Genomic DNA, 17,425 nt, shown 5'->3' with positions numbered 1-17,425 from the left:
AGGGAATCCACGAATAACAGCGATCGGAAGTCCAATATTCATCGGAGCTCCGACCATTAACCAGCTACCAGGTTAAAAAGGTCGAGCTATTCATTCTACTAATCTCTTATTCTTCGCAACTTTTCCTCTAAAATTCAGTCTATTAAAAGTGTACTGGGAAAATAGATTCTAAATTCCAGGCTCTGAAGAAACCTCCAGAGGAAAGTAATGTGATGGGAGAGTTACGTTTAAATGGATAAAATCTCTACTAATAAGATGTCCAGCACCAAGAAGTGGATAGCTGCTTCGCTAGCGGGAGTGCTATGGATCATGCCTGTTGTCGGTAGTGAAGGAATGTTGCTATTTGGACAGGGCTCCGCATCGATTGCAGAGGCGGCAGATTCTGCTTTTTCAGTGACTAAGCTGGGTGAGGAAGTGATTACTTCCGGTGCCATCATGATGAAATATAAGTTTACGGCTGCACGTGCAGGGAAGAATGTTTCCGGTTTGGCAGACGTAATTCGTGTCGATTTGAATAATCCGTTTGTTTCTTTGGATGTCATGACAGGCAAAGGCGGTACACTGACTACGCGTCAGAGTACGGGCGGGATGGCTAAAGAGACCGGAGCCGTAGCTGCAGTAAATGGTGATTACTTCAATACAAGTGCAGAAGGAGCGCCGATTGGCGGCCAAGTATCCTCTGGAATAGTGATGTCAACACCCTCGCAGCTGAACGGCATGTATGCTTTTGCTCTGACGAAGGACAGAAAGCCTGTCATTGATGAGTTCTCCTTTGAAGGGATGGCAACGGCTATGGACGGTGCCCAATATCCTTTAGCTGGCATCAACAAAAGCGCATACAACCCGGAGGGCGGCACTTCTACATACAGTCATGCCCATGCCTTATATATCTATACGGATGCGTGGACGGCACTTCAACGGCCTAAAAACAGCTCAACCACTCCCACAGAGGTTCTAGTAGAAAACGGCATCATCACACAGATCTCGGCAAACGCAGCACTGCCTATGGCTGTGCCTAAGGGTGCATATATTTTGCGGGCACACGGATTGGCTGCACAGTATGTCACTGCTCATATGGTAGTTGGACAGGCTCTAGAAACTTCATACTCATTAGTCTCCAAAACTACACAGCAGTCGATAGACCCTGCCAGTCTGCAAATGATGATCGGGGGCCATACTATTCTTGTAAATAACGGTCAAGCCGCTACGTTCTCCCGTTCAGTCACCAGTATTGGAGGATACCGTGCGCGCACGGCTTTAGGTTATTCTCAGGACGGCCGTTACGTCTATGTTATTGCTGCAGAGAAGAACAGTAACAGCTCGGGGTTATCAATGACTGAACTGCAGTCTTTCATGACAAATATCGGTGTCTGGAAAGGGTTGAATCTAGATGGCGGCGGCTCTACAACTATGGTTGATCGGCCGCTCGCAGAAATGTCCACACAGCTTACTTTTAATACGGAGTATGGAACTGAGCAGCGGAGCGTCGTAAATGGCCTGGGGATCTATACGACTGCACCGCAAGGTGAAGTGAAAGGAATCAAAATCAGCGGCAGTCCAGTACTTCTGATCGGACAACAGGCTGCTTATTCTTTAAAAGGCTATGATACCTACTATAATCCGATAGATGTAGCTGCGGGCAATCCTGCTTGGTCTTCGAGTGGGGGAAGCGTGACTGTAAAGGCTGGACAAGCGACAGCGGTGAAGCCTGGTATAGTCACTCTGAAGGCTGTCAGCGGAGCCGCGAGTGCTTCTACGAATGTAACTGTTCTTGGAGGAGATGATATCACCAGCCTGACACTAGGCACAGCTACAGGTCCCTTGACAGCCGGGAGTTCCATTTCTGTTCCTGTTACAGCCGTTACAAAAAGCGGAATCAACATACCCGTACCAAATTCATCCTTGAAGTGGGAGTTTGTTGGATTCAAAGGCAGCATACAGGACGGCAAGCTTACAGTTGACTCAGTCAATTCCGGTGTGACGACTGGCTATGCTATTGCCCGTTATGACGGATTTAGCACCGGCGTTGTTCTCTCTACAGGTGCAGCTACCCCTTGGGAGAATTTTGAGAATGTAACCTATCCGCTTGCATTTACAACGAATGCGGCCGGAGTAACAGGTACAGCGACTGTGACCGCAGGCAGCGCTGATCGCGCAGGTTCCAAGGTATTGAGTCTGAATTATGACATGACAGCAGGCAGCGGGAAAATGTACGCCTACGCTCAGCTTAATGGAACGACAGGCAAAGCGATTCCGGCAGCAGCCACCTCCATGTCGGTAGATGTAATGGGTGACATGAGTTTGAACTGGTTGCGGGCTGAATTGGTAGATAATACCGGAGCAACAGTTTACGTAGACCTGGCGAAGATCATTGACTGGAACGGTTGGAAGAACCTTAATATTGATTTATCAGGTTATAACATTAAATTCCCGGCTTCGCTGAAACGTCTGTACGTAGTGAACGTGGAAGAGGGACAGGATGAACGTGCCAAGACGGGTATGGTATCCTTTGATAATCTCTCTTTTATAATGCCATCACTTTCTAGTGATGCAGGGCTGCCTACAGCATCCGTTTCTATGACGATCGGACAAAAATCTATGATGGTGAGCGGCACGAAGAAAGCGATTGAAGTGGCTCCTATCATGAAGGATGGAACCACATACGTACCTATAAAATATGTGCTTGATGCCTTTGGTGGAAGTGCTTCCTGGGATGCACTTACCAAGAAAATAATGATTCTTCGTGGTTCCAAGGTTCTTGATCTAACATTGGGCAAGAAAGATTTCCTGCTTAACGGCATGCGGAAAAGTGCTGAAGTAGCACCTTTATTACAACAAGGTAGGACTTTAGTGCCACTTCGATTAGTCTCAGAACAGTTGGGATTGACCGTAAAATGGGAACAGAAAACGAAGACCGTAACTATCGAATCATGATATGTTAATATAAAGGCAAGCCTTTAATTAGATTGGATAGAAATGAGGCATTCATCCGTGGAATTTCAAGCTGATGCGATTGACCGCGTCATAAAAAACACCATAGAGGTAATGGAGAGCAGCAAATATCAGATCTTTGAAATTTTGCAGGTCGCTCGTGACGAGCTTGCTGCGCTTACCAGGGAACTGAAGCGGGTGATGGAAGAAACGGAAGAAACATTGCAAAAGGTAGACAAACTGGAGCTTAATTATCATCGCTCCCGGATTCGGCTAACGGAAGTTAGCCGTGATTTTGTCCGCTATTCCGAAAAGGATATACGTATTGCTTATGAGAAAGCTACTGAGCTTCAACTGGAGTTGATGATGACCCGGGAAAGGGAAGCATACCTCCGAAGTCGGCGGGATGAACTGCAAATGCGTGTTCGCAGTGTGGAGAACTCCGTGGAGCGTGCGGAATCCATAGGGTCACAAATGAGTGTAGTCGTGGAATATTTGTCTGGAGAATTGGGACAAGTGACCCGTATTGTCGAATCCGCAAAGAACAGACAGATGATTGGACTAAAAATTATTCTGGCTCAGGAAGAGGAACGTAAGCGAATCGCCCGGGAAATTCACGATGGTCCCGCCCAAATGCTCGCAAATCTAGTCCTTAGGACGGAAATTGTGGAAAGAATGCTGTTAAAGCAGGAATTTGGACTAGTGCAGCACGAAATAGTAGATTTGAAAGGGCAGGTTCGTTTCAGCCTCGAAGAAATGCGCAAAGTTATTTTTAATTTGCGTCCAATGGCTCTCGACGACTTGGGACTAATTCCGACATTGCGAAAGTATGTGCATGACTATGAAGACAAGACAAAGATTCGAACCGCTTTTGAGACAAGAGGTAAGGAGCATCGGCTCTCATCAGCGATGGAGGCTGCCGTATTCCGCCTGGTTCAAGAAGCACTGTCTAACGCAGCGAAACATGCATACCCAAGTTACGTGTTAGTAGAGATTACATTTCAAGCACAGTTAATCAAAATCGTCGTTAAAGATAATGGTTTGGGCTTTAATGTACAGAAAATCAAAAATGAACAAAGCAGCCGTGAAAGCTTCGGACTGGTAGGGATGCGCGAGCGCGTAGAACTACTGGAAGGAAGAATGGAAATTGAATCAGCAGAGAATCAAGGCACATCAGTCGTAATCCATATTCCAACGAATGTGGATAAGGGAAAGGAGTAATGTAATGGAGAATCAAAGCTCTGAAAAGACGTCTATTAAAGTACTTTTAGCGGATGATCACCAGCTTTTTCGTGAAGGACTTAAACGCATTTTGAATATGGAGGACGATATTGAGGTCATCGGTGAATGCGGGGATGGCATTCAGGTTCTTGAGTTCTGTAATGTCACTAAGCCGGACATTGTACTAATGGATATCAATATGCCGATCGAGAACGGCGTGGAAGCTACGCAAAAGCTGCGGGAAATGTTCCCGGATATCAAGGTTATTATATTATCGATTCACGACGATGAGAGTTATGTATTTGAGACACTGCGTAAAGGTGCCAATGGATATTTGCTGAAGGATATGGAAGCTGAGTCGCTCATTAATGCGATCCGTTCGGTTTGCCAAGGTCATGCCTTTATTCATCCCAAGGTAACAGGGAAGCTGATTAACCAGCTTCGTAGAATGACCTATTTGAACGAGACAGGCGCTATGGCCGAGACCGTAGTGAAAGAAGCCGGTGTGAAATTTATCGCTGGTGACAATAACCCTCTTACCCGGCGGGAAGCAGAAGTCCTTCGGTTGATGGCAGAGGGTAAAAGTAACAAGATGATTGGTGAATATCTGTTCATCAGTGAAAAAACAGTCAAAAACCATGTGAGTAGCATTCTGCAAAAAATGGAAGTGGATGACCGTACTCAAGCCGTAATTAACTCGATCAAGTTTGGCTGGGTAACGTTGTAAAACACAACTGGCAACTGTACATATACTGAGGGTTCTTTCAAGCGAAAGGACTGGGCAGTCACCGACCTTTTGTCACCGGCATATATTGTCGGTATACAGAGGAGGTGCATCTCCATGGCAGCCCAATTAATATGGATTGTAGTCGTGTATGCTTCAGCGGTCGTTTTTGTTCACCTGCTGCACATCCGGGAGAAAATGCGGAAATCCCCAAGATCCGGGGAGTGGATTCATTATATTCTCATTACCCGGAACCATGAAACTGTTATTGAGTGGTACGTTCGTGCGCTCACGCTGCATTCCTTCCTTACAGGAAAGCGGTTGCGTATAACCTGTATGGATGAAAATTCCGATGACGATACACTACTTCTTGTCATGAAAATGAAGCAGAGCGGATGCTCCCTTGAAGTAGCGGCGCTCGGACACTTGGAAGAGCGGAGTATAGAACAGAGGCATGGCAACCCTTGGCTAGAGCAAGAAATTACCATTGATTTGCGATTGTTCGAGGGGCTATTCCCACTGCCATTTATTCAGGACCTGGGAAGTAGGGGATACGGATCAAAGCCTGGTGGAATATAAGATCATATGTAAGCAACGGGTGAAGCACACTCTCCAGTGAAGGAGAAGTGTGCTTTTTTGCGTTTTCGCAAGGTCAGTGGGAAATAGCTCAATAATTTAAAAGCAGACAACGGTTGCCGACTTTACTATACTCGCCCGGGATTAGAATGTTTTGCTAAAGCTCAACCCGCTGATAAATAGTGTATTTAATACAACTTTGTAGCAGGAAAGAGTGAAATTTAGTGGCATTGTTGCACTAAATGCAGGATTTTATCCAGATATTACAGTAACACAGACTAAAAGCTGCATTCTGTACAGTAAAGATTGATTTTAGCGTGGAAACGGTGAATAAAGCTGTATTTTATACAATATTGGCCGAAGCTTCAGCGTTCAAATGATCTGAGTAAGTTTGTATTCAAGAAGGAGGACAAGTATGAAAGCAGCTGTGTATGCGGTAAACCATAAAGGAATTTGGAGTGTGCGGATCTCAGTGGATTTACAGATAGATATCGCCTGGTGGAGTGGAAAGTACAAACGAGTTAAAGTAGATGATGTTGCAATGACTGGAAAAATGGTTATTCTCTCAACCTCCATGCCGCTTGGGTGGGCAGTGAAGCTGCGCGATAGCTTTGTGCATCCTATCGAAATGCAGCATTGGGGGGCTGATTTTTGGGACCGCTATGTAAAAGAAGTACTTAAAGAAGAGCGGGGCGCGGAAGGGGAGGTTAGGCATGGAAAAGCGATAGTAGCTCCAATAGGAATAAAAGATAATCTTAACGAAAGAGAGGGAGATTCGATCAGAGTGTATAACGAAGCTTACTCTGAAAGAGGTTTGGCCGAAGCTGGAACTGGAGCTTATGAATTATCCGGCTGGGCTAGAGAAGAACAGCTGGAATACGAGGCTGATATGCTGTCAGAGCTGGTAAACGGACGTTCCTTACTGGAAACGGAGCTGATGGCGCTGTTGAGTGAGCATTATCCGACGCTTACAGAGCATTGGCGCAGCGCGGCTCAGCTCGCTCATTTGAAGGGGCGGCTGAAGCTTGAAGCCGCCGTTATGGCGGGGCCGCCGCACCCTCGCGCAGCGGCGGCTCGCCGGGGAGACCGCCAGCTAAGTTTCGCTGCTGGCGGTCTGGTGTGGGCAAGCGCCGTGGCACGGCGCTTGGGCTGGCGCGGCGCTGCACGCCGCCGCGCACTCCCGCGCTGCCAGCGCTGCGGCAGCGCCGTAACCGCCCGCACGGCCTGCGCCGCGTGCGGGCTTTCGGCTTGCGCCTATTGCGAGGCCTGCCTCGCACTCGGGCGCGGCCGTGCTTGTGCGCTGCTGCTGCGCAGCGCAGCGCTTCCATCGGCCCTGCTGCGCAGCAGGGCCGTACCCGACCCCACCGCGGCGGCACGCCGGTGGGGTCTTAGCGCGGCGCAGGCGGAGGCCGCCGGCGCTGCGCTGGGCTTCATGGCGGAGCCGCGCAAGCGCTCCGCCGACCCTTGCCCAGAGCGGTTCCTGCTCTGGGCGGTGACGGGAGCCGGGAAGACAGAGATGATCTTCCCGCTCCTGGAGGCAGTGCTCGCCGCCGGAGGCCGCGCACTCGTAGCGACACCGCGACGCGATGTCGTGCTGGAGCTGGCGCCGAGGCTCACAAAGGCTTTCCCGGCGGAGACCCTCGCCGTGTTGTACGGCGGCAGCCCCGACCGATGGATCGGGGGGCGGCTGGCCTTGGCAACCACCCATCAGCTGGTTCGCTTCTATCAGAGCTTCGATCTCGTAATTATTGATGAGCTGGATGCTTACCCGTACCATAATGATCCCATGCTGGCACATGCCGCTGAGCAAGCTTGCAAAAGGGACGGCACCTTCATCTACCTCTCGGCGACACCACCGAAGGAACTGCAGCAACAAGTAAGAAAAAGCCAACTAGCCCACGCCAGAGTTCCTGTCCGCTTCCATGGGCATCCTCTACCCGTGCCGAAACATCTTACTATTCCTCCTCTATTTGTCTGCTTGAAGCGTCGCGTATTACCAAAACGGTTACTGCAAGCGATAAGCAGATCACTGGCGAGGAATGCACAGATTTTTATGTTTGTATCCCGAATTGCTCACATCGAGCCGCTGCTGCCTATTCTTCGCCGCAATCTCCCCGGCGTTGTAGTTGCAGGGACATCCTCGCAAGACCCTGCAAGGGCTGATAAAGTGAAAGCCTTCCGCAACCGGGAGATCTCATTATTAGTTACTACAACTATTCTGGAGCGAGGGGTTACCATTCCCCGAAGTGACGTTATTATTTTGGATGCGGACAACAGCCTTTTTGATGAGGCTTCCTTGGTTCAGATGGCAGGCCGGGCGGGGCGTTCGAAGGATGACCCTGCGGGCATTGTCGTATTTGCTTCTCCCCACTGGAGTCGTCCCCAGCGCAGTGCGATTTCCCAGATAAGGACCATGAATAGAATGGCTAAGCGAAAAGGGCACCTGAGAAAGGAGCCTCTCCTATGACTTCTAAGCCTGAATGGCTTAATTCCTTTCTTTCGCTGCTATCTTCCTCTTCTTCAGAGTGCCTAGCCTGCGGGAAGCAAGGGAGGGCATCATCACTTTCACCAGTCCTTTGTGTGAATTGTGCAGCGATTATTCCATGGATTAGGACTCCTCGCTGTCCAAAATGCGGAAGACATGTGGGTTGTCCAGATTGTTCTCGCGGAGGAGAACCATCACACATCCTATATAACAGGAGCGCAGTGGCTTACAACAGTGTGATGCGTGATTGGTTAGGTCGGTATAAATATCGTGGTAATGAGCGATATGCTCCTTTATTAGGATTAATGCTTGAAAAAGCGTATCAAATGCTAAAAGTACAACATGAAGACGCTGTTTATCAAAATGCATTCATTCGTCCGCGTTCAGCATTTCCTTTTCGCCGATCTACATCCACTGTTTCATGGAAAGCAGACCTGCTAGTCCCTGTTCCGGTAAGTGAGCCGCGTTTGGTTGAAAGGGGGTTCAATCAGGCCGAACGGCTTGCAGCCGAGCTGTCTTGGCGGACGGGGATTCCGGTACTTCCTCTGCTGGTACGTACACACCATACTGATAAGCAAAGCTTCAAGGGCCGTGCGGAGCGCCTAACTAATATGAAGCATGCCTTTGGGCCAAATACTTCTATAATTGAGAATTATTCTAATTGGTTAATGGAAATTACAGATGCTTTATCTCTACCTGCAGTTTCTATTGATTCGGCCGTACACGACACCAAGCACACACGTCCTGTACGTATTATTATTGTGGATGATATCTATACCACCGGGAGTACGATTAGAGCATGTGCTGATTCCGTTCGACAAATGACTGAGGCTTGCAGTTTTAGTTCCGATATATATAGCCTGACTTGGGCGCGCTCCTAACCGGAAATTATAGCCCCATAGACGAATACTTAACAATCATGTAATCTAGGAGCATAAGATGTCTTTTCGCTGTACAATATGTTATGGAAGGAGCGGCTGCTTGAATGAATCTAGACAATTGTCCAAGGTGCGGCCGGTTATATCTCAAAAATGTTATGGAGATGTGCCAGGTCTGTGTTAAAGAACTGGAGTATCAGTATGAAATTTGCGTAAAATATCTTCGTGAAAATAAAGGAACTAATATTCAGGAACTATCGGATGCTACGGAAATATCCATAAAGGAAATCACCCGTTTTATTAGAGAAGGGCGGATTTCTATTGCAAACGCACCCAATATGATGTATCCATGTGAAGTGTGCGGAACCCTCATTAGAGAAGGGCATATGTGTGATAACTGCCGAACCCGTTTGAGGAAAGACTTGACGAATGCAGCCCAGGAAAGTGCTGCAGCTAAAGCCGCCAAAAAGGATCAAACAGGCGCGTATAGAGCCATAGATAAGCAACGAGACTGATAAATTCTGCAAAAAAAGCACTTGCAGCTATAAAGAATGTTTCAACACACGCCGATAAACTTAGTAATGATTATCGGCTTTTTTATATTAAAGGAAGGTGGAAGTTATGAAAATTAACGAGACCGGACGTATTAACGCGATTAATCCATATCAACGCAACGCGGAATCGCAAAGGCAGGAACAAATGAAGAAAAGTACACGCAAGGATGAGGTTTCGATCTCTACAGAAGCCATGAAGCTTCTCGAGGCACAGAACAGCGGTAAGGTTGATACTGAACGTGCACTCAAGATTGATAACTTGAAACAGCAGGTTTCTGCTGGTACTTACCATGTTGACGCATCCAGGCTCGCAGAGAAACTCGCCCCATATTTTAAGCAATCCTCCGAGAATTAGGTGAATCCCTCTATGGCACTGACTAAATTGATTGAACTATTGGAGCGGCTGGACGAGGCTCATCTACAGATGCTGGAGCTGGCCGCTATCAAGAAAGAAGCTATTATGGATAATAAAGTTGAGGGGATCATAGAAATCCTTAACCGTGAATCCAAGCTTATGAAGCTGACTGGACAACTCGAGGAGCAGCGTGCAGAGGCGGCTTATGCCTTTCTGCAAGGAGTTGGTATTCGTTCCAACCTCAACCTGAACCTGACCGAGTTGTCCAGGCTTGTATTTGACCCTGATGACAAGTCGCGACTGCTGCATGTTCAGCTTAAGCTTTCAGACACTTTGAAAAGTCTGAAGCGAGCTAACGAGCTTAACCAGAAGCTGATTGAGCAGTCGCTTACCTTTATAGATTATACCTTGGACTTATTAGTTGGCAGACCGAATCAGGACATTACTTATCATCATCCATCCGACAAGGGTGCCGCCATTAACCGCTCGGGACTTTTTGACGCTCGGGGATAGAACAGCTTTTAAGGGGGAGCAAGAAGCATGACATCTACATTTCACTCGATCGAGACGGCGAGACGCAGTTTGTTCACACAGACGGCAGCTTTAAATACAACCGGACATAATATCGCCAATGCCAATACAGAGGGTTACAGCCGTCAGACCGTTAAGATGACTGCTTCCCGTCCCATTGAAGCTTATGGCCTAACGAAATCTACGGTGCCAGGTCAGCTAGGAACAGGTGTGGAGTTCGGATCTATTGAACGTATCCGTGAATCTTTTTTGGATAATCAGTTCCGCGATGAGAACTCCGCTATGGGTAACTGGACTATTCAATCGGATACCTTGGACAAGCTGGAAGCTATCTTTCAAGAGCCTTCCGATACAGGGATCAGTACCGTGATGAATAACTTTTGGAAGTCGTGGTCGGACCTCAGTAAGAATCCTGCAGACAGTACAGCTCGTAAGATTGTAGTCCAAACTACACAATCTATGACGGACGCTATGAACTATTTAAGTAGACAGCTTGATAACCTGGACTCGGATTTAGCATCCAATATTGCTGTTAAAGGCACAGAAATACAGACGTACCTTTCTTCAGTGGCCGAACTTAACAAATCTATCTTCAGAATTGAGAGCTTAGGCGACAAAGCTAATGACCTGCGTGATCAACGTGATCTATTCGTAGACAAGCTATCAAAGATTATTAATATCAACGTAGTTGAAACGGAAAGTGGGTTTAACGTTTCATTAGGAAGCCAACCTCTGGTTCAAGGCTTTGCGGTTTCTGCTACTACCGATAGTGCTTTTTTAACCTCTGCTTATGGCGATGGTTTATCGGGTGATATGAAATCCGGCGAGGTCTATGGAATGATTGCTTCCAGTAAGGACTATGTGGCAGATTATAAGAAACAGCTCGATAATATAGCTAATACCATTGCTACTGGTGATATTGAAGTAACTCTTCCTAAAGGCTCTGTACTTCCAGAAGGTACGGTTCTGACCAATGATGTCACTGTAACCAAGGCGGATGGATCTATAGCTACTATAACCGCGGGAGCGGTGTTTCCTAAGGGAGCTATCTTGAATTCTGATGTTAAGACAACCGTTCAAGGACTCAATGGGCTTCATCAGCTGGGCTATACAATGGATGGAACTCTCAATCCAGGTAAACCCCTATTCACCATTACAGGTGATGGAACTGCCATTACGGCCGGTAATATTACCCTTAACGCTGAAATTGCTGAGGATAGCAACCTCTTGGCAACTTCCCTTCGAACTACCGGTACGGGAACCGCCGAAACCGTTGTAAAAGGTAATAATACATTAGCACTCTTGTTGTCAACTCAGCAGACGGGTTCTTTTAAATCTCCATCATCGGGGATTACAGCTACACCAGACTCCTTTTACAAATCTTTGGTAGGACAACTTGGTATTCAATCACAGGAAGCCACACGCCAAACTGAAAACTCCAATTATTTGGTGGAGCAAGTAAATGCGCGTCGTCAATCCGTCAGTGGAGTCTCTTTAGATGAAGAGATGTCCAATATGCTCGTGTTTCAACACGCTTACAGTGCGGCGGCACGGTTCATGACAACTTATGATCAATTACTAGATAAATTAATTAATTCTACCGGCGTCGTAGGCAGATAAGATAGGGGGATGATACGACATGTTAAGAGTTACCTCAAATATGATGAATTCACAGCTATTGCTTAACTTGAATCGAAATGCTCGTACTATGAACGATACACAACTGCAATTGGCCACAGGCCGAAAGCTTAACAAGCCCTCCGATGATCCAGTAGGAATCACCTACTCTCTTCGTTATCGTGCTGAACTGTCATCGAATGAGCAGTATCAGGAGAATGTTGATAGCGCAATCTCTTGGCTTGATTTTAATGACACAGTGATGACTCAGGCGGGGGATGTCGTTCAGCGTTTGCGAGAGCTGACTGTTCAAGGGGCGAATGGAACCAACCCTCAGACAGCTTTGGACAGCATCAACGCTGAGATTAAACAGCTTAAAGGGCAGCTGGTAGATATTTCAAATAGCCAATTCAATGGTAAATATATATTTAATGGTCAACAATATGATGTGAAGCCCTATGACTTCCCTACCGGAATTGATGGGCTGCCAGATACCTCGGGAGCCGCTTTAGTCACAACAGATACCGGAATTATTAATTATGCCGTTGGAGAGAGTGTTCAGCTTCCGATCAATATTACCGGAAATGAAGTCTTTGGAGGCAATGAAGTGGATAATATCTTTTCTATTATAGATAGGATTTCCACTGCTTTAGCGTCCGGAATCACCTCTGGAGTTTCCGCTGAGTTGGCTAATATCGATACACGTAATGATAAAATTTTGACTACACAAGCTAACATTGGTGCAAAGACCAATCGTATTGAATTAATGCAGAGTCGTTTGAATGATTTAGAAGTTAACCTTACAGACCTTCAATCTAAAACAGAAGACGGAGACTACGCAGAGTTGTTAATGCAATCCAAAATTCAGGAGAACATCTATAACGCCTCTCTTTCTGTCGGTTCCAAAATTATCCAATCATCCCTTGTTGATTTTATCAGATAAAGGGGGATATCCCTGATGCAGCCGATTGTACAAATACGTCAGACATCTGCCTTAATTGGCCTTGATACAACAGCAGGTAGTTTTTCAATTACACAACCCAAAGCGGAACAGCAAATCACGACCACTCAAGGGGAATGGAGCATTCATCAAACCGCTCCGGAATTAACAATCGACCAGTCTCAGGCACGTGCAGCCTATACAGGTGGAACCTACCGAGAGATGTCCCAGCGGATATATTCAGGGATTGAACAGCTTTGGTTAGAAGGTATTGCTAAACGAATGGAACAAGGAGAACGTATGGCCAATTTTCATAAGCCGGGAAACAGTATCGCTGAGGTTTACGGAGAAGATTGGAGACCGGTATCATATCCTGAAATCAGGGGAGAGGCTTCCTATGATAATGTAGATATTCATATCGAGACGTTCCCTGTAAGCATGGAATATCAACCTGCTGAAGTGAGTGTGCAAATTGAAGCACGTAGACCCGAGATTAACTATACACCTGCTACCCTAGACATCTATCTGAGGCAGAAGTCTTCGTTGTCAATAATACCGCCCGAGATTGATATACAAATATAAATTCAAAAAGCTATAGATTAGGTTATTAATAGACCTTCTATAGTTTTTTTATTAAACAACTGATAAAGGAGTTGCTGCAAGATGCTTATAGAAACAACAGCTTGGGGAAAACTAGAGATTGATGAAGATCAGATCTATCATTTTTCTAAAGGAATCCCTGGATTTGAGGATGTAACAGAATTTGCGTTAATAGAACTGGAGAAAAGCTCATTCGCCCAACTACAATCTACTCAACATGAGAGTATATCTTTCTTACTGACAGACCCTTTTAACTTTTATCATGAATATGAATTTGATCTACCAGATACCGATGCTGAAGAATTGGATATTAAGGATGCGGTCTCAGTTCGTTCAATTGTAACCATAAAAGAGCAACTGGAACTATCGACAATAAACCTCCTGGCTCCAATCATATTGAATCCGCTAAACCGGAAAGGTAAACAAGTAGTCTTGCATAAATCCTCATATCTAACCAAGCATCCATTATGGGCAGGTAATTCGATACTAGACAAAGGTGGTGAGTGAGATGCTGGTTTTGACGCGCAAAAAAGGCGAATCTATTATTATCCAGGATCAAATTGAGGTTACCATTCTTAGTGTGGAAGGGGATACAATAAAAGTTGGAATCTCGGCTCCAAAACATGTAGACATATTCCGAAAGGAAGTCTACCTATCCATAAAAGAATCCAATAAGGAGTCAGCTGCTCCGGCCACTGACGATTTAAATGCATTGCTAGAGCGCTTGCGCTCAGAAAAATAATTTTCAAAAATTGCAAAAAAGCTATAAACAAAATAAATTGAAAGACGATATATATAATAGACGCTGATTCGGAGGGGCGGCCGACCTTAACGGCAGCGTTTGCCACAAGGATGTGGACAAACTAAATTCATGGAGGAATACTATAATGAGAATTAATCACAATATTGGTGCATTGAACACACATCGTCAACTGTCTGCTAACACTGCAGCACAAAGCAAATCCATCGAAAAGCTGTCTTCTGGTCTTCGCATCAACCGTGCTGGTGATGATGCTGCTGGTTTGGCAATTTCCGAAAAAATGCGCGGTCAAATCCGTGGTTTGGATCAAGCTTCCCGTAACTCACAAGACGGTATTTCCATGATTCAAACTGCTGAAGGTGCATTGAATGAAACTCACAGCATTCTGCAACGTATGCGTGAATTGGCTGTTCAATCTTCAAATGATACAAATACCGCTCAAGACCGTGCTAATATACAAGATGAAACTAACCAACTTGGTGAAGAAATTCAGCGAATTGCAGAACAAACTGAATTTAACAACAAGAAACTTCTTAATGGTGAAATGGGCTCTGCAGTAAGTACTGCTACAACTCAAGTCCTTACAGGTGACTTAGAAAATACAATGGCAGATGCTACCACGTTAGATGGTTTGTTAGATTCCGCTGGAAATAATCTCCAAATTGCAGATGGTGATGTTATTACAATGAGCTGGTCGATTAATGGTACTCAGCATACATCATCATTTACAGTAGCTGATATCACTTCTGATGCTTTAAGTGACATAACTGATACTATGGTTACTGAAGGTTCAGTAGCTTCAGTTGCTACTGCTGCTGGTAATATGGTAGTTACTGCTGATGCTGCTGGTACTGCTGCTCAAATTAACGGTTTATCCTTCGAAGTTAAGAGTTCTGCTGGAGTACGTAAAGAAGCAGCTTCAAATGTATTATCCAACTTTACAACAACAACAGAAGCTGAAGATGTACGTGCTGAGGGAAGCGCTGATTTCCAAATTGGTTCGAATCAAGGACAAAGCCTTAATCTAGCTATTAACGATATGAGAGCAGATACTTTAGGCGTTAGAAATCTTCAAGTAGGTACGAAGAGCCAAGCTGGTACTGCAATTAGTGTATTGGATGAAGCTATTCAAACCGTTTCTGCTGAACGTTCTAAATTAGGTGCAACTCAAAACAGATTAGAGCATACAATTAATAACTTGAACACATCTTCTGAGAACTTAACAGCAGCTGAATCTCGTGTTCGTGACGTAGATATGGCTAAGGAAATGATGGAGCAAACTAAGAATTCCATCTTGGCACAAGCAGCTCAGGCGATGTTGGCTCAAGCCAATCAACAGCCTCAAGGTGTTCTCCAACTCCTTCGTTAAACGATTGGAAATTAGCTTTAGTTCGAAAAAAGGGGATACCTCAGGGTATTCTCTTTTTTTAATACAGAGTTATTTCCGGTCAGTAATGTGAGGAAGGGGGGTAACCGTGAGGATTCAGCATAACATTACATCTCTAAATACGTATCAATCCTTGTCGAATAATACAACTCAAGTCTCAAAATCAATTGAAAAGCTATCTTCTGGATTACGAATTAATCGGGCAGGAGATGATGCAGCCGGGCTTTCAATCTCTGAGAAGATGAGAGGGCAGATACGTGGGCTTACCCAGGCATCACGCAATATTCAGGATGGGATATCCTTGATACAAACAGCTGAGGGTGGCCTAAATGAAGTTCATAGCCTGTTACAGCGAGGCAGGGAACTCTCTGTTCAAGCTAATAACGATACGAATACTGTTAATGATCTTGGATCCATCCAGGATGAAATCAAGCAAATCAATCAGGAGATTGACAGGATTGCAAATAACACGGAGTTTAATACGACAAAACTATTAAATCAGTCATCCGTATCACCCGCAGCAAAGCAAGCAATACTTGAAAATTTGCAAAAAGGTTGGCTTGCGGCTTCTGAAGACTTAGTTTCATCGGTATTCGGTATTGGTGGTAATAATATGAATCTGACGATAGTTCTAGATGATACCCTAGATGGTGCGGGTAATACATTGGCCGCAGTTTCATATAGCTTCGTTGGAGGGGTCCCTGGTACTGCAACAAGCTTAGCGCTCCATATCGACATGCAGGATTTTCTTAATACCACCTATCCAGATGGTGGGGGCTGGATATCGAACGATAGAATAATAGCTCATGAAATGGTACATGCGGCTACGGCTGCAAGCATTAATATTGCTACCGGAATGCAGAACTGGTTTATGGAAGGTGTGGCAGAAGCAGCTCATGGCGCTGATGAAAGATTATCCATAAGCCTTAGTTCTTTATCAGAACAGCAACTTGCAGACCGTATGGGTACTGGAACCTCAGCTTGGGGAGGGACTAGCGATGATTATTCTATGGCTTTTGCTGCCATTCGCTACATGGACCATATCATGGAAGCAAATGGAGGTACGGGTGTAAAAGATTTACTCCAGGAGATGTCAGCAGACACTACTCTTACATTAAATGATGCTATCAATGCCAATGCCTCTTTAGGAGTAGCGGGTATTAATAGTATTACTGATTTTGCAGCTCGGTTTCAATCTTCAGCTGTCGGGGGTGGTGTTGATTATATTATTAACACTTTGGTTCCCAAACTTAGTAATGCGGATACCGGATCATTAGCAGGATTAGACCGAGCCACTGATCTTGGGATAGCGGGATCATCACTGGATAATGATTCAGTTGTTGATGAAGGATCATATGGTACAATTACTGCAGACCCTATGTCTACTTATGTAGAGGTTTGGCCTGTAATCTCAAGTCTATCTACCAAGGTGCAAATTCACTTGGGAGCTAACACGGGCCAGACGATGGAATTTTCTTTATGTGATGTAAAGTCTTCCAGTTTAGGTATTCAGTCCGTAGATGTTACCAGTAACGCTAATACGGCAATCTCTAAATTCGACAGCGCACTTCAGATGGTGTCAAGCTATCGTTCCAGTTTTGGAGCAGTTCAGAACCGGTTGGAGCATGCTTTAACCATTACTAACACCTCAGGAGAAAATTTGGCTGCTGCTGAATCCCGTATTCGTGATGTAGATATGGCTAAGGAAATGATGGGACAAACAAAGAATTCTATCTTGGCTCAGGCTGCCCAGGCGATGCTTGCCCAGGCTAACCAACAGCCGCAAGGCGTTCTACAGCTTCTTCGATAATATTTAACAGTTCACAAGAACTTTGAATTTTTATTCAGAGTTTTTTTTTGTCCAAA

General features: G+C 45.5%; 16 protein-coding genes. All 16 read left to right on the top strand.

The window, feature by feature from the left end; all coding sequences use genetic code 11:
- Positions 1-231 precede the first annotated feature (231 nt).
- The 16 genes from J2T20_RS02550 to J2T20_RS02475 all read left to right on the top strand — a co-directional run bounded on the left by J2T20_RS02550 (position 232) and on the right by J2T20_RS02475 (position 17,369).
- Positions 232-2,934: a stalk domain-containing protein gene (locus J2T20_RS02550; RefSeq protein WP_307585279.1), complete on the top strand. Its 2,703-nt coding sequence runs from the start codon at positions 232-234 to the stop codon at positions 2,932-2,934.
- Between the two features lie 57 nt (positions 2,935-2,991).
- Positions 2,992-4,152, top strand: a complete 1,161-nt coding sequence (locus tag J2T20_RS02545; protein WP_307585277.1) for a sensor histidine kinase — start codon at positions 2,992-2,994, stop codon at positions 4,150-4,152.
- Between the two features lie 4 nt (positions 4,153-4,156).
- Entirely contained in the window at positions 4,157-4,879 is a 723-nt protein-coding gene (locus J2T20_RS02540; RefSeq protein ID WP_307585275.1) for a response regulator, read from the top strand.
- Between the two features lie 114 nt (positions 4,880-4,993).
- A complete protein-coding gene (locus tag J2T20_RS02535) occupies positions 4,994-5,455 on the top strand; it encodes a hypothetical protein (protein WP_307585273.1) in 462 nt (153 codons plus the stop codon).
- A gap of 412 nt (positions 5,456-5,867) precedes the next feature.
- A complete protein-coding gene (locus J2T20_RS02530) occupies positions 5,868-7,919 on the top strand; it encodes a DEAD/DEAH box helicase (protein ID WP_307585271.1) in 2,052 nt (683 codons plus the stop codon).
- 239 nt (positions 7,920-8,158) lie between these two features.
- A complete protein-coding gene (locus J2T20_RS02525) occupies positions 8,159-8,818 on the top strand; it encodes a ComF family protein (protein ID WP_307585269.1) in 660 nt (219 codons plus the stop codon).
- A gap of 104 nt (positions 8,819-8,922) precedes the next feature.
- A complete protein-coding gene (locus J2T20_RS02520; RefSeq protein ID WP_307585268.1) occupies positions 8,923-9,330 on the top strand; it encodes a TIGR03826 family flagellar region protein in 408 nt (135 codons plus the stop codon).
- 106 nt (positions 9,331-9,436) lie between these two features.
- Positions 9,437-9,724: a flagellar biosynthesis anti-sigma factor FlgM gene (gene flgM, locus J2T20_RS02515; protein WP_307585266.1), complete on the top strand. Its 288-nt coding sequence runs from the start codon at positions 9,437-9,439 to the stop codon at positions 9,722-9,724.
- A gap of 12 nt (positions 9,725-9,736) precedes the next feature.
- Positions 9,737-10,237, top strand: a complete 501-nt coding sequence (locus J2T20_RS02510; protein WP_307585264.1) for a flagellar protein FlgN — start codon at positions 9,737-9,739, stop codon at positions 10,235-10,237.
- Positions 10,238-10,264: 27 nt separating this feature from the next.
- The gene (gene flgK, locus J2T20_RS02505; protein WP_307585262.1) at positions 10,265-11,875 is read left to right on the top strand and encodes a flagellar hook-associated protein FlgK; all 1,611 of its coding nucleotides are present in this window, start codon (positions 10,265-10,267) and stop codon (positions 11,873-11,875) included.
- A gap of 19 nt (positions 11,876-11,894) precedes the next feature.
- Positions 11,895-12,815 carry a flagellar hook-associated protein FlgL gene (gene flgL, locus J2T20_RS02500; RefSeq protein ID WP_307585260.1) on the top strand — a complete coding sequence of 307 codons (921 nt, stop codon included), beginning with the start codon at positions 11,895-11,897 and terminating at the stop codon, positions 12,813-12,815.
- Between the two features lie 15 nt (positions 12,816-12,830).
- Positions 12,831-13,394, top strand: coding sequence for a DUF6470 family protein (locus J2T20_RS02495; RefSeq protein WP_307585258.1), 564 nt, complete (start codon positions 12,831-12,833; stop codon positions 13,392-13,394).
- Between the two features lie 81 nt (positions 13,395-13,475).
- Positions 13,476-13,919 (top strand): flagellar assembly protein FliW, encoded by a 444-nt coding sequence (gene fliW / locus J2T20_RS02490; RefSeq protein ID WP_307585256.1) that lies wholly within the window; start codon positions 13,476-13,478, stop codon positions 13,917-13,919.
- Between the two features lies 1 nt (position 13,920).
- Complete coding sequence (gene csrA / locus J2T20_RS02485) at positions 13,921-14,154, top strand: carbon storage regulator CsrA (RefSeq protein WP_307585254.1); 234 nt, start codon at positions 13,921-13,923, stop codon at positions 14,152-14,154.
- A 145-nt stretch (positions 14,155-14,299) separates the two neighbouring features.
- The gene (locus J2T20_RS02480) at positions 14,300-15,541 is read left to right on the top strand and encodes a flagellin N-terminal helical domain-containing protein (protein WP_307585252.1); all 1,242 of its coding nucleotides are present in this window, start codon (positions 14,300-14,302) and stop codon (positions 15,539-15,541) included.
- A gap of 106 nt (positions 15,542-15,647) precedes the next feature.
- Entirely contained in the window at positions 15,648-17,369 is a 1,722-nt protein-coding gene (locus J2T20_RS02475; RefSeq protein WP_307585250.1) for a flagellinolysin, read from the top strand.
- Positions 17,370-17,425: the final 56 nt, after the last annotated feature.

Source organism: Paenibacillus wynnii (assembly GCF_030812855.1).
In the GTDB taxonomy this organism is placed as follows: Bacteria; Bacillota; Bacilli; order Paenibacillales; family Paenibacillaceae; genus Paenibacillus_AQ; species Paenibacillus_AQ wynnii_A.
The sequence above is the reverse complement of the archived record's forward strand: the minus strand, read 5'-3'. Positions and strand labels throughout refer to the sequence as shown.